This window comes from Pseudorhodobacter ferrugineus DSM 5888 (genome assembly GCF_000420745.1).
Classification (GTDB): Bacteria; Pseudomonadota; Alphaproteobacteria; order Rhodobacterales; family Rhodobacteraceae; genus Pseudorhodobacter; species Pseudorhodobacter ferrugineus.
Map to the genome: position 1 here is coordinate 151,186 of NZ_ATVN01000001.1, position 13,143 is coordinate 164,328.

Annotated in this window: 8 protein-coding genes; 6 read left to right on the forward strand and 2 right to left on the reverse strand. The window is 60.0% G+C overall.

Translation table 11 applies throughout. The features are described from left to right. The first annotated feature begins 2 nt into the window (after positions 1–2). Together G560_RS0100785 and G560_RS0100790 are read left to right on the forward strand one after the other, a co-directional pair. Positions 3–4,544, forward strand: a complete 4,542-nt coding sequence (locus G560_RS0100785; RefSeq protein WP_050525162.1) for a MupA/Atu3671 family FMN-dependent luciferase-like monooxygenase — start codon at positions 3–5, stop codon at positions 4,542–4,544. Continuing rightward, the gene (locus G560_RS0100790; protein WP_022702404.1) at positions 4,544–5,200 is read left to right on the forward strand and encodes a 4'-phosphopantetheinyl transferase family protein; all 657 of its coding nucleotides are present in this window, start codon (positions 4,544–4,546) and stop codon (positions 5,198–5,200) included. The genes G560_RS0100785 and G560_RS0100790 overlap by 1 nt, the downstream gene beginning before the upstream one ends. 115 nt (positions 5,201–5,315) lie before the next feature. Here G560_RS0100790 and G560_RS0100795 read toward each other — a convergent pair whose 3' ends face one another. Both G560_RS0100795 and G560_RS0100800 read right to left on the reverse strand, forming a co-directional pair. Next, entirely contained in the window at positions 5,316–6,026 is a 711-nt protein-coding gene (locus tag G560_RS0100795) for a response regulator transcription factor (RefSeq protein WP_022702405.1), read from the reverse strand. Next, positions 6,023–7,948 carry a PAS-domain containing protein gene (locus tag G560_RS0100800; RefSeq protein ID WP_022702406.1) on the reverse strand — a complete coding sequence of 642 codons (1,926 nt, stop codon included), beginning with the start codon at positions 7,946–7,948 and terminating at the stop codon, positions 6,023–6,025. The genes G560_RS0100795 and G560_RS0100800 overlap by 4 nt, the downstream gene beginning before the upstream one ends. Before the next feature lie 177 nt (positions 7,949–8,125). Here G560_RS0100800 and G560_RS0100805 point away from each other — a divergent pair, with 177 nt between their 5' ends. From G560_RS0100805 to G560_RS0100820, 4 genes are all read left to right on the forward strand, one after another. After that, entirely contained in the window at positions 8,126–10,117 is a 1,992-nt protein-coding gene (locus G560_RS0100805) for a long-chain fatty acid--CoA ligase (RefSeq protein WP_022702407.1), read from the forward strand. A 2-nt stretch (positions 10,118–10,119) separates the two neighbouring features. Beyond that, positions 10,120–10,938, forward strand: a complete 819-nt coding sequence (locus G560_RS0100810) for an ABC transporter ATP-binding protein (protein WP_425311422.1) — start codon at positions 10,120–10,122, stop codon at positions 10,936–10,938. A gap of 21 nt (positions 10,939–10,959) precedes the next feature. Further along, on the forward strand, positions 10,960–11,946 hold the full coding sequence (locus G560_RS0100815; RefSeq protein ID WP_022702409.1) for a branched-chain amino acid ABC transporter permease: 987 nt from the start codon (positions 10,960–10,962) through the stop codon (positions 11,944–11,946). A gap of 103 nt (positions 11,947–12,049) precedes the next feature. Further along, positions 12,050–13,126 (forward strand): branched-chain amino acid ABC transporter permease, encoded by a 1,077-nt coding sequence (locus G560_RS0100820; RefSeq protein WP_022702410.1) that lies wholly within the window; start codon positions 12,050–12,052, stop codon positions 13,124–13,126. Positions 13,127–13,143: the final 17 nt, after the last annotated feature.

Genomic DNA, 13,143 nt, shown 5'->3' on the forward strand with positions numbered 1-13,143 from the left:
TGATGTCTAACGCCCTGATTATCGGCAATGAATCCCTGACCATCCAATGCGCCGAGGCATTGCTCGCGCGCGGACATTCCATTGCGGCGCTGGTTACACGCAACCCCGATGTGCGTGCATGGGGCATCGGCAAAGGGCTGCGGGTTGAGGCGCAAGATCGTGGGCTGGCCGACCGTTTGGCGGGGCTGCGCGTCGATTGGCTGTTGTCGATTGCAAACCTGAACGTGATCCCTGACGCTGTGCTGTCACTGGCGGATCAAGCCGTAAACTTTCACGATGGTCCCTTGCCGCGTTATGCGGGCTTGAATGCCCCTGTCTGGGCAATTTTGAACCTTGAGGCGCAGCACGGCATCACATGGCACCGCATGGTTGCAGGCGTCGATGAAGGCGCGATTTTGGATCAGCGCCTGTTTGACATTGCACCAAATGACACGGCGCTGACCCTGAACACCAAATGTTTTGAAGCCGCGATCAACAGCTTTCCCGCCGTACTGGATGCACTGGAAACCAACGCCGCAGGCACGCCGCAAGACCTGACAAAACGCACCGAATACCGCCGCGCCGACAGGCCCGCCGCCGCCGCGCGGTTGGATTTTACCCACACTGCCGAACAGGTTGCGGCAATGGTCCGCGCCTTGGATCACGGCAGCTATGCCAATCCGCTAGCCATACCAAAGATCGACGTGGCATGCCGCGTCCTGCTCGTCACATCCGCCGAGGCGATCCCCGCAGGCGATGGCACAGCCGGCACCGTGACCGAAGCGTCCGAGGCCGGATTGATCGTGACCTGCGCCAAAGGGGCCGTGCATCTGTCGGGCCTTATGGCGCTGGATGGCACCCCTGTTTGCCCGAAATCCTTGAATGTCACGCACCTGCCCAGCCCTGCCGAGGATGGCCAAGCCATCACCGATGCCATCGCCGCCGCTGCCCCGTTTGAAGGGGCCGCGCGCCGCGCTTTGGCCGCGATTACCCCGCTTGACTTGGCCCAAACCAAAACCAATGGCACGCCTGACTGGCACAGCCTGCCACTTGCCCAATCCGCCGATCTGTTCGCCCTCGCACTGGGTGTGGCCCGTGCCTTGGGGCAGGGCACGGTTGATCTGGCGGTAAATGCTGCGCAGCATTCGCCCTACCTTTCCGGCTGGACACCGCTGCATCTGGACGCCAGCGGCACCGTTGAACAGGCGCAATCCGCCTTTGCCACGGCCCTTGCCGCCGCCCAATCGGCCCTCGGTTTCGCCGTTGACCTGCCGCGCCGCGATCCTGCGCTGGCCGCGTTGCAAACCCCCGCAATTGCGCTGTCAACGGATGGCCCCGTACGCGGCACTGCGATCACCCTGACCGCCAATACCCTGCATTTCGACGCTGCCCGCATCACTCAAGCCGATGCCCAAGCCTTTGCCGCACGCCTTGCCACGCTGACAAACGCCTTGGCCAGCGCCGCCCCGCAAACTCCTTGCGCCGACCTTCCCATCTTGCCCGAGGCCGAACGTGACCTGATCTTGAACCAGTTCAACGCGACCGCCACGGACTATGACAAAACCCTGACCGTGCACCGCGCGTTTGAAATCCAAGTCGCCAAAACCCCCGATGCCCCCGCCGTGGTGTTTGAAGGCAAAACCCTGACCTATGCGCAGCTGAACCGACGTGCCAACCGCGCAGCCCATGTGCTGACCGACATCGGCGTGAAACCGGGCACGCTGACCGGCCTTTGCGCCACCCGTTCGCTTGATCTGCTGATCGGCGCGCTGGCAATCCAAAAGGCGGGCGGCGCCTATGTGCCAATGGACCCCGCCTATCCCGCCGACCGTATCGCGCTGTTTATAAGTGACAGCGCTGCACCCGTAATCGTTACCCAATCCGCGCTGTTGGACACCCTGCCCACAGGGACCGCGCAAACCCTGTGCATAGACACCGATCCCCGCATGGCGCAGGCACCGGATACCAATCCCGACAGTGGTGTCACCTCGGCTGACCTTGCCTATATGATCTACACCTCCGGTTCCACGGGCCGCCCAAAGGGCGTGATGGTCGAACATCGCAACGTCGCCAACTTTTTCGCAGGCATGGACCAGCGCATTGACCACGCCACAGGCTCTGTCTGGTTGGCCGTTACCTCGCTGTCCTTTGACATCTCCGTGCTGGAACTGTTCTGGACCCTTGCACGCGGCTTTAAACTGGTGCTGTCCTCTGATGAAAACCGCGCGCTGGTGTCGTCTGGCACCATCACCTCCGGTCAAGGGATGGAATTTTCGCTTTATTACTGGGGCAATGATGACGGTGCTGGCCCCAAGAAATATGAAATGCTGCTGGAAGGTGCGAAGTTCGCCGATGCCCATGGCTTTTGTGCTGTATGGACACCGGAACGCCATTTCCACGCCTTTGGCGGCCCCTATCCGAACCCGTCCGTCACAGGCGCGGCGGTGGCGGCTGTCACCAAAAACATCGGCGTGCGGGCTGGCTCTTGCGTGGCCCCCTTGCACCATCCGGCGCGAATTGCCGAAGAATGGGGCGTGATCGACAACCTTACCAATGGTCGCGCGGGCCTTGCCATGGCATCCGGTTGGCAACCCGATGATTTCCTGTTGCGCCCCGAAAACACGCCGCCCAACAATCGCAAGGCGCTGTTTGACAGCATCGACCAAGTGCGCCGTTTGTGGCGGGGTGAGGCGGTCAAATTCCCAACCGCCACGGGCACCCATTCGGTCATCACCCAACCGCGCCCCGTGTCCAAAGAGCTGCCCATCTGGGTCACAACCGCAGGCAACCCCGCCACATGGATCGAGGCGGGTGAAATCGGTGCAAACGTCCTGACCCACCTTTTGGGCCAGTCGGTGACGGAAGTCGGCGATAAAATCAAACTCTACCATGACGCCCTGCGCAAGGCGGGCCATGACCCCGCCAATTTCAGCGTTACCTTGATGCTGCACACCTATATCGCCCGCGACCGTGAATTGGCACGTGAGGTCGCGCGCGAACCGATGAAGGATTACCTGCGCTCTGCCGCGGGCCTGATCAAGCAATACGCTTGGGCCTTTCCCGCGTTCAAAAAACCCGTTGGCGTCGAAAACCCCATGCAGATTGATCTGCAATCCCTGTCGGATGAGGAAAACGAAGCCATCCTCGATTTCGCCTTCAAACGCTACTTTGAAGATTCGGGCCTGTTCGGCACGGTCGAAGACTGCCTTGCCCGTGTCGAATCCCTTAAGAAAATCGGTGTGACCGAGGTGGCCTGCCTGATCGATTATGGCATCGCGACCGAAACGGTGATGGAAGGGCTTTACCCCTTGGCCGAGGTGCTGCGCCGTTCCAACCAATCGGGACCGGAGGCGCATGATTATTCCATCGCCGCGCAACTCATCCGCCATAAGGTGACGCATCTGCAATGCACCCCGTCGATGGCGCGGATGATCGCCATGAACGATGACAGCCGCGCAGCACTTGCAGGCGTGAAAACCCTGATGCTGGGCGGCGAGGCGCTGCCCTCGGCACTGGTCGAAGATCTGGGCAAAGCCACGAAGGCCCGCATTGAGAACATGTATGGCCCCACGGAAACCACGATCTGGTCCACAACCGAAACCGCCAAAGCGGGGCAGGGTGTTGTCAACATCGGCACCCCCATCGCCAACACGCAGGTCTATGTGCTGGCTGATGCGCAAAACCCCGTGCCGCTTGGCGTGGCGGGCGAGTTGTGGATCGGCGGCGATGGTGTGACGCGCGGCTATTGGCAGAGCGATGATCTGACGGCAGAACGCTTCCTGCCCAACCCCTTCCATGCGGGCCGCATGTACCGCACTGGCGACCTCGTGCGCTGGCGGTCGGATGGGCGGCTTGATTTTCTTGGCCGCGCCGACCATCAGGTCAAATTGCGCGGCTACCGGATCGAACTGGGCGAAATAGAAACGGTGCTGGAATCCCAATCCGGCGTGGCCCAAGCGGTCGTGATGGCACGCGAAGATACCCCCGGCGATCTGCGGCTTGTCGCCTATCTACGCGGCACCGCCACGGCGGCCACCCTGCGCCCCGCGTTGGAACAGGCCTTGCCCGCCCATATGGTCCCGCAGCATTTCGTCACGCTGGATGTCTTCCCCCTAACCCCGAACCGCAAGGTAGACCGCAAGGCGCTGCCCGCGCCGTCCGCCACCGTGGCCCCGCAGTCGGAGGCCTATGTCGCCCCCAAGGGCGTGGCCGAGGCGCTTGCCGCCGTGTGGTCACGCGTGTTGGGCGTGCCAAAAGTAGGGACCAAAGACAACTTCTTTGCAATCGGCGGGCATTCCTTGCTGGCCGTGCAGGCGCACCGCGAAATCCGCGCTGAACTGGGGGCGGCAAAACTCTCGATCACCGACATCTTCCGCTTTCCGGTGCTAGAGACACTTGCGGCGCATATTGAGAAAACCAACGGCGCAGCAACGACAAAACCCGCGCAATCCACTGCCGTGCCCACCGCCACTCCCACAAATGCCCCGACAAACGACCGCGCCGATGCACGGGCCGATGCCATGGCCCGGCGGCGCGCGATGCGGGCAGGGCAGGCGGCGGGCTGATGCCCAGTCTGGCGACCCAGCTTGCGGCCCTCACGGCGGCGGCGCGCGCCATCTTGCCCGCATCGGTCGCCGTGGCCACAAGCGATCCTACGGCGGCGGCCCAACCGCTCTGGCTTGGTGAAACCCTGCGCGGCGCGGTCGACTCTCGTCTTCGCGAATTTGCCGCAGGGCGCGCAGCGGCCCGTCAGGCCTTTGCTCTGCTGGGCGTCGATCCCGCAGCCATCCCCCAAGGGCCAGACCGCGCGCCCGTTTGGCCCACAGGTATCACGGGTTCCATCACCCACAGCGCCACGCTGTGCCTTGCCGCCGTCACACGCGACGCAATGCTGATCGGTATCGATCTGGAACCCGATACCCCCCTTGCGCCCGACCTTTGGGACACAGTTCTGCTGCCCGCCGAACAGGAAATGCTGCGCAGCAATTCCAACGCCCCCCTGCTGGCAAAACGCATATTCTCGGCCAAAGAAGCCGCCTACAAAGCGCAATACGCCCGCTCAAAAACCCTGTTCGGTTTTGACGTGATCCAGATCATCCTATCCGACAGCAGCTTCACCGCCCGCTTCACCACGTCCGTACCCAACTTTCCCGCAGGCACCACCCTCCACGGCCGCGCAATCTCTGTCGCAAACCATATCCTAACGGCGGTAACAGGTTGACCCTCCCCCGCTTTCTTTTCGGCAAAAATATCCTCGGGGGTGCCACGTTGCGCAGCAATGTGGCTTCGGGGGCAGACAGCCCCCGCCGCCGCTTGGCGCGCGGCGCAAGCCCAAACTACCCCCAAACCACATCGCCCAAAAAGATATACCCTGCCCCGTAAATCGTTTTTATCAACAACGGGTTTTTCGGGTCCTCGCCCAGCTTGGTGCGCAGCCGTGAAATCCGCACATCCATCGCGCGGTCAAAACTTTCGCCCGCCGCCCCGCCCAAACTGGTCTGCATTTGCGCGCGTGAAATCAGCCGCTTCGGGGCCTCCAGAAACAGGCGTAACACCTCGCCCTCGGCATGGGAAAACGGTACCTCCACCCCGCTTTGGTCGACCAACACATAGCGGTCGAAATATGCAGTCCATCCGGCAAACTGCGCCACTTGCGCCACCCGTTCCGCCGCGCCGCGGCCCTTGCGCAGCCGTGCGCGCACGCGGGCCACCACTTCCGCAGGATCAAAGGGTTTGATGATGTAATCATCCGCGCCCAGCTCCAATCCCGTCACCCTATCTTGCACCTGCGCACGGCCCGAAATGATAATAATCGCCGCCCCCGATTCCAGCGCCAAACGGTGCACCACCGCCAACCCGTCACGGTCGGGCAAGCCCAAATCCACCAAACACACATCCGGCGTCACACGGTTCAGCGCCGCCTCAAACTCGGTCGCGCGACCGTAAGCGGCGCAGCGAAACCCCGCTTCCTCCAACGCATCTTGCAGCATCCGGCGGATTTCCGGCTCGTCATCCAAAATTGCAATCAGGGGGGCCTTGACTGTCATATCACCTCGCGGGTCAGGAAGGCTGCAAGCTGGCCTTCGTCAAACGGTTTCGTCAGCACCGGAAATTGCGCAGCACCGCGCGCGCGCAAAGGGTTCGTTGCGGGCAGGGAGGTCATCAAATACCCCCGCGCCCCGCGCCCTGCCAGTTGCTCCAGCAAATCCACGCCCGTCAAGGTGCCGGGCAAGGACACATCGCTTAGTACAATCTCGATCCCCGGCAAATTGGCCAGCGCAAGGCCTTCGTCGGCACTGCCCGCCTCGATCACCGAATGGCCCATGCTGCGCAGCATTTCGCGCACGTTTTCGCGTATCTCAACACTGTCCTCGACCAGCAAAACCAACCCAGGTTCGGCCCCCGCCACCACAGGGCGCAGCGGCAGGCGCAACGTCACACGGCCCCCGCCCGTATCGCGGTTGCCCAGCCGCACCGTGCCCCCCGCCAGCGTGATCTGATCGTAAACCATGGCCAACCCCAGCCCCGACCCTTCGCCGCCCTTGGTGGTGAAAAACGGCTCCAACCCCCGCTCCAACGCCACAGAATTGAACCCCGGCCCGTCATCCTCGACGACAATTTCCAGCCATGTTTCACGCAATTCCCGCGCGGTCAGGGTGATCTTGCCGGCCCGTCCAGTCATCGCATCACGCGCGTTCAAAATCAGGTTCACCAGCGCGTCTTGCAACATCCCCGCATCCAGCCGCAGCGCGCCGTCCAACCCTTCGCGCGCCATCCACAGCGTGATCCGGTCGGGCAAAATAGGCCCCGCCAACACCGACAAATCAGCCAGAAACTGCCGCATATCCGTCACCACAGGCCGCAATTCCCGCTTGCCCGAAATCCCTGCAATCCGGTCCAGCAATGTCCCACCCCGCCGTGCCGCAGCCGTGGTTGCCTTGACCACATCCCGCGCGTCTTCGGGCAGATCCATCCGTTCCAACCGGCCCTGCAACCCCATAATAATCGTCAGCAAATTGGCAAAATCATGCGCCAACCCGCTGGTCAGTTGCGCCGCCAATTCGCGCTTGCGGGTCTGCATCAGGGCCGACCGCGCCTGTACTTCCTCGGTCACATCCATCGACAGAATATACACCCCGCCAATCGGTCCACCGTTGGTCTGATCGGGGGTAAAGGCCGCGCGGATCCGTCGCCCGCTTTCCTCATCGGCAAATTCAAACACCGAAGCCTCGCCGTCCAGCGCGCGGAGCAAATAGGGCTCGATCTTCGAAAACGCCGCCGCGCCCAACGCCTCACGCCCTGTCAGCCCCAAAATGGTCTGCGGTCGTTTCGGCCCCGGCATCACTGACGACAAGCGGCGGTTGGAGTAGGTATAGCGCAAATCGCGGCCCACATGGGCAATATGGGCGGGCATCATTTCGGTGGTCAAACGGGTGCGCGCCTCCATCTCGGTCAGCTCGCGCTTAGTCTCTTCCAGTGCGGCATTTGTTGCGGCCAGTTGGCGGTTAGCCTGTGACAGGCGTTCAGCATTGGCCAAAACCTGCTCGGACAATTCCTCAGACCGCGCCCGCAGCAACCCTTCTTGCATCTTGATCTCGGTGATGTCGGTGTAAACCGTTACCCACCCCCCCGTGGCCAGCGGCGCACCCTCGACCGAAATCCAGCGGCCATTCGGGCGCAACCGTTCCATATAATGCGGTTGAAACGTGCGCGCCGCCTCAACACGTGCGGCAACGGCTTCATTGAAATCATCGACCTCGCCGTATTCGCCGCGCGCCACCAAAAAACGGATGGTGTCTTGGAATGTCGCCCCCGGCGTCGATAATTCCGCAGGCAGGTTGAACATCTCTGAAAACCGCCGATTGCACACCGCCAGCCGCAAGTCGCTGTCATACATCGACAGGGCTTGCTGGATCAGGTTCAATCCGGCGGCAGTCATTGCGGTATGGTCAATATGGCGTAGGGTCATCGCAGTCTCCCTTGTCCACTTGGCTAACACCCTTGGGAGGCCGCGCGAAAGGTACAAAAATCACCTGTTACAATTCGCAAGGATTGCGAAAAAGTCACGCAAGTATTGGTGGTGACGACTAGGGTATAAAAATGGGGGCAGTGCGGACTTGCATCTGCGCTCAATGGGGGGACGTGAATGATCAACGCAACGGCACAGGCAGGGCTGGCCTCTATCCCCGCGCTTTTGGCGCGCAACGTGGCGCAGCATGGCAACAAACCTGCTTACCGTGAAAAAGAATTCGGCATTTGGCAAAGCTGGACATGGGCGCAGGCCGATGCTGCCATTCGCGCAACGGCAATGGGGTTCATGGCGTTGGGATTGCAGCGCGGCGACCATGTGGCCGTGATTGGCCGCAACCGCCCGCAGCTGTATTGGTCAATGGTTGCTGCCCAAATGTGCGGCGCGATCCCCGTGCCTTTGTACCAAGATGCCGTGGCGCAGGAAATGGCCTATGTGCTGGACCATTGCGGCGCGCGCTTTGTCGTTTGTGGCGACCAAGAACAGGTCGATAAAATCCTCGAGGTGGAAAGCGACTGGCTGACCGAGGATCAAAAACCATCGGTTGAACAAATCGTGTATGTCGACAAGCGCGGGATGCGCAAATACGATCATTCCCGCATGAACGCGCTGGAAGATGTCATCGCCGAAGGCCGCGCGGCCCACCACCGTTTTGAAGCCGAGCTGGCCACCCGCACCGCCGAACTCGACTACAACTCGACCTGCGTCATGCTTTATACATCTGGCACCACGGGCAAACCCAAAGGCGTGGTGCTGTCCAATCGCAACATCATTGAAACCTCGAAAAACTCGTCAGAATTCGACCATTTGCAGGCGGGAGAGGAAGTCCTCGCCTATCTGCCTATGGCATGGGTCGGCGATTTCATTTTTTCCATCGGGCAGGCGATGTGGACAGGGTTTTGCGTCAACTGCCCCGAATCCGCCGAAACAATGATGACTGATTTGCGCGAAATCGGCCCCACCTATTACTTCGCCCCGCCCCGCGTGTTTGAAGGGCAGCTCACGAATGTGATGATCCGCATGGAGGATTCGGGCCGTTTCAAAAAATGGCTGTTTGACAAATACATGGCCGTGGCCCGCCGCGTTGGTCCCGATATCCTTGATGGCAACCCCGTATCTGGCGCCGATAAATTCGCCTATTGGCTGGGCAATGTCCTCGTTTACGGCCCCTTGAAAAACACTCTTGGTTTCAGTCGCGTCCGTGTCGGCTATACGGCAGGCGAGGCGATTGGCCCCGAGATTTTCAGCTTTTACCGCTCGCTCGGTATCAACCTGAAACAACTCTACGGCCAGACCGAGGCGTCGGTATTCATCACCCAACAGCCCGATGGTCAGGTCCGCGCCGATACCGTGGGCGTGCCAAGCCCGGGCGTCGAGGTGAAAATCGCCGATAATGGCGAGGTGTTTTACCGCTCCCCCGGAACGTTCGAATCCTACTATAAAAACCCCGAAAGCACCGCCTCAACCAAAGACGCCGAAGGTTGGGTCGCCACAGGCGATGCTGGATTTTTTGAGGAAGACACAGGCCACCTGCGCATCATCGACCGCGCCAAGGATGTGGGTAAAATGGCAGACGGGTCGCTGTTCGCCCCGAAATACGTTGAAAACAAACTGAAATTCTATCCCGCGATCCTTGAGGCCGTGGTTTTCGGCGCCAGCCGCGATTTCTGCACCGCCTTCATCAACATCGATCTGAACGCGGTTGGCAACTGGGCCGAACGTAACAACATCGCCTATTCCAGCTATCAAGAACTCTCGCAACACCCCCGCGTCCTCGAAATGATGCGCGGCCATGTGGCCGAGGTAAACGAATCTGTCGCCGCCGACCCGATGCTGGCCGGCTGTCAGGTCCACCGCTTCCTGATCCTGCACAAAGAACTTGATGCCGATGACGGCGAAATGACCCGCACCCGCAAAGTGCGCCGCAAAGTGGTGGAGGAGAAATTCGCCGACCTGATCGCGGCACTTTATGGTGGCAAATCCGAAATCTATACCGAAACCGAAGTCACCTATGAAGATGGCCGCAAAGGCGCGATCAAAGCGACCCTGACGCTGGCCGATGCGACCGTGGCGCCTGCCGCGCCGATCCAGAAAGTAGCGGCAGAATGAACATGCAAAACCCAGACGGCTACACCACCGCAGACGGTCGCCAAATCGGCGGCGTGATGATGGAGATGAAAAACATCACCCTGCGCTTTGGCGGTGTGGCAGCGATCACCGATATTTCCTTTGATATCCGCGAGGGCGAAATTCGCGCAATCATCGGCCCGAACGGTGCTGGAAAATCGTCGATGCTCAACGTCATTAGCGGCTTTTATGTGCCCCAAGAAGGTGAGGTCTGGTTTCGCGGCGCAAAACGCCCACCGATGAAACCTTACCAAGTCGCAGGCATGGGCATCGCCCGCACCTTTCAAAACATTGCGTTGTTCGAAGGCATGTCGGTGCTCGACAACATCATGACAGGCCGCCTCACCCAGATGAAATCGGGCCTTCTGGCCCAGGCGATGTGGTGGGGTCGCGCCCAAGCCGAGGAAACCGCCCACCGCGAAAAGGTCGAAAAGGTGATCGACTTTCTTGAAATCCAGCATATCCGCAAAACCCCCGTGGGCCGCTTGCCTTATGGCCTCAAAAAACGTGTCGAACTTGCCCGCGCGCTGGCCGCCGAACCCAAACTCCTGCTGCTCGATGAACCCATGGCCGGCATGAACGTCGAAGAAAAAGAGGATATGTCCCGCTTTATCCTCGATGTGAACGACGAATTTGGCACCACAATCGCCCTTATTGAACATGACATGGGCGTGGTGATGGACCTCTCCGACCGCGTGGTCGTGATGGATTACGGCAAGAAAATCGGCGACGGCACCCCGGACGAGGTGCGCAATAACCAAGCCGTAATTGATGCCTATCTGGGGGTAAGCCATGACGAATAACCCATCCAAAGGGGATTGCTGATGCCCGATACCTTTTTCTATGCAACCGAGGTGATGCTGAACGGCCTGATGGCTGGCGTCATGTATTCCCTTGTGGCGCTCGGCTTTGTGCTGATCTTTAAAGCATCCGGCATTTTCAACTATGCCCAAGGCGTGCTGGCCCTCTTCGCCGCTCTCACACTTGTGGGCCTGCAAGATGGCCAAATCCCGTTCTCCCATGTCATCAACGCCATCTTCGGCACCGATCTGCACAACTTCGGCTGGACACTGCCCGCAGTGGTCGCCATTGCGCTGACGGCCGTGGTGATGGTCGGCATGGCGATCCTGATTGAACGCTACATCCTGAAACATCTGGTCAACCAAGAACCGATCATCCTGTTCATGGCCACGATCGGGCTTGCCTATTTCCTCGAAGGTCTGGGCGATGTGATGTGGGGCTCCGATATCAAGAAACTGGATGTCGGCCTGCCCCAAGGCATTTCGGAAACCATCGAAACGGCCACCTACAACTGGTTCGGCTACGGCTTTTTCATCGACAAACTCGATATCGTCGCAGCCCTCGTCGCTGCCGCCTTGGTGATCGCTCTGACCCTGTTTTCGCAATACACCAAATACGGCCGCGCGTTGCGGGCTGTGGCGGATGACCACCAAGCCGCCCTTTCCGTCGGGATTTCGCTGCGCTTTATCTGGGTGCTGGTCTGGTCGATCGCGGGTTTTGTGGCGCTGGTTGCGGGTATCATGTGGGGGTCAAAATCGGGCGTCCAATTCTCGCTGTCGCTTATCGCGCTCAAGGCACTGCCAGTCCTCATGCTTGGCGGCTTCACCTCTATCCCCGGTGCTATCGTCGGCGGGCTGATCATCGGCATGGGTGAAAAACTGTTCGAATTTTCAATCGGCCCAATGATCGGCGGTGCCACAGAAAACTGGTTCGCCTATGTGCTTGCACTTTTGTTCCTCGTCTTCCGGCCCCAAGGCCTGTTCGGCGAAAAAATCATCGAAAGGGTATAACCATGCGCGTCCCTTTCTTTTCGACAAAAATATCCCACAGGGGGTCTGGGGGACGTGAAGTCCCCCAGCTTCCGCCGGCAGCATGCCCAACGGAGGCCCAATAATGTTTTACCGTGAAGCCGGCGATTATAAAACCAGCTACCCCGAAGACAGCCAAACCTTTCCGATCAAATTTGACCGGATCCGCTATTACGCCGTGTTGGCCGTGGCTTTTGGCATCATCCCGTTTTTCATCAACGACTACTGGGCCAATGCGGTGTTTGTGCCCTTCCTCATCTATGCCATCGCGGCCATAGGCCTTAACATTCTGGTGGGCTATTGCGGGCAGGTGTCCCTTGGCACAGGCGGCTTTATGGCCGTGGGGGCCTATGCGGTTTATAAGCTGATGACAGCCTTCCCCGAGGTGTCGATCCTGATCCACGTCCTGCTGGCAGGCGGCATCACGGCAGGTGTGGGTGTTATTTTTGGCCTGCCCAGCCTGCGGATCAAAGGGTTCTATTTGGCCGTGGCCACGCTGGCCGCGCAATTCTTTCTGGTCTGGCTGTTCAATAAGGTGCCGTGGTTTTACAACTACTCGGCTTCGGGCCAAATCTCGGCCCCGGAACGCGATATCCTTGGTGTTATCATCACAGGCCCCAACACCACAGCGGCGGCGAAATACCTCTTTTGTGCGCTGATCCTGCTGGCCTTGGCATGGCTTGCCCGCAACCTGACCCGCGGCTCTGTCGGGCGTAAATGGATGGCGATCCGTGATATGGACATCGCGGCCGAAATCATCGGCGTGAACCCTCTGACCGCCAAGCTTTCGGCTTTTGCCATCTCCAGCTTTTTTATCGGGGTGGCCGGTGCGTTGTTCTTTGCCGTCTATCTTGGCGCCGCCGAAGTGGGTGAAAGTTTCGGCATCCAGAAATCGTTCCTGATCCTGTTCATGGTCATCATTGGGGGCTTGGGGTCTATTTTCGGCAGTCTGGCAGGCGCGGCGTTTCTGGTGCTGCTGCCGGTCTTCTTGAAAAACGTGCTGGTGGGCATGCTTGGCTGGCCCACCGATCTGGCCGCCCATATCGAACTGCTCATCATCGGTGGGCTGATCATCGTATTCCTGATCGCCGAGCCACATGGCATCGCCCAGCTTTGGCGCTTGGCGAAAGAGAAACTGCGCCTTTGGCCTTTCCCGCACTGACGGGGCCAAAGGAAAAT

What these genes read in the sequence shown, in the direction of transcription:
- G560_RS0100785 (WP_050525162.1), top strand. Translation starts at nt 3, where the DNA reads ATGTCTAACGCCCTGATTATCGGCAATGAATCCCTGACCATCCAATGC.
- G560_RS0100820 (WP_022702410.1), top strand. Translation starts at nt 12,050, where the DNA reads ATGTTTTACCGTGAAGCCGGCGATTATAAAACCAGCTACCCCGAAGAC.
- G560_RS0100795 (WP_022702405.1), bottom strand. Translation starts at nt 6,026, where the DNA reads ATGACAGTCAAGGCCCCCCTGATTGCAATTTTGGATGACGAGCCGGAA.
- G560_RS0100810 (WP_425311422.1), top strand. Translation starts at nt 10,120, where the DNA reads ATGCAAAACCCAGACGGCTACACCACCGCAGACGGTCGCCAAATCGGC.
- G560_RS0100800 (WP_022702406.1), bottom strand. Translation starts at nt 7,948, where the DNA reads ATGACCCTACGCCATATTGACCATACCGCAATGACTGCCGCCGGATTG.
- G560_RS0100805 (WP_022702407.1), top strand. Translation starts at nt 8,126, where the DNA reads ATGATCAACGCAACGGCACAGGCAGGGCTGGCCTCTATCCCCGCGCTT.
- G560_RS0100815 (WP_022702409.1), top strand. Translation starts at nt 10,960, where the DNA reads ATGCCCGATACCTTTTTCTATGCAACCGAGGTGATGCTGAACGGCCTG.
- G560_RS0100790 (WP_022702404.1), top strand. Translation starts at nt 4,544, where the DNA reads ATGCCCAGTCTGGCGACCCAGCTTGCGGCCCTCACGGCGGCGGCGCGC.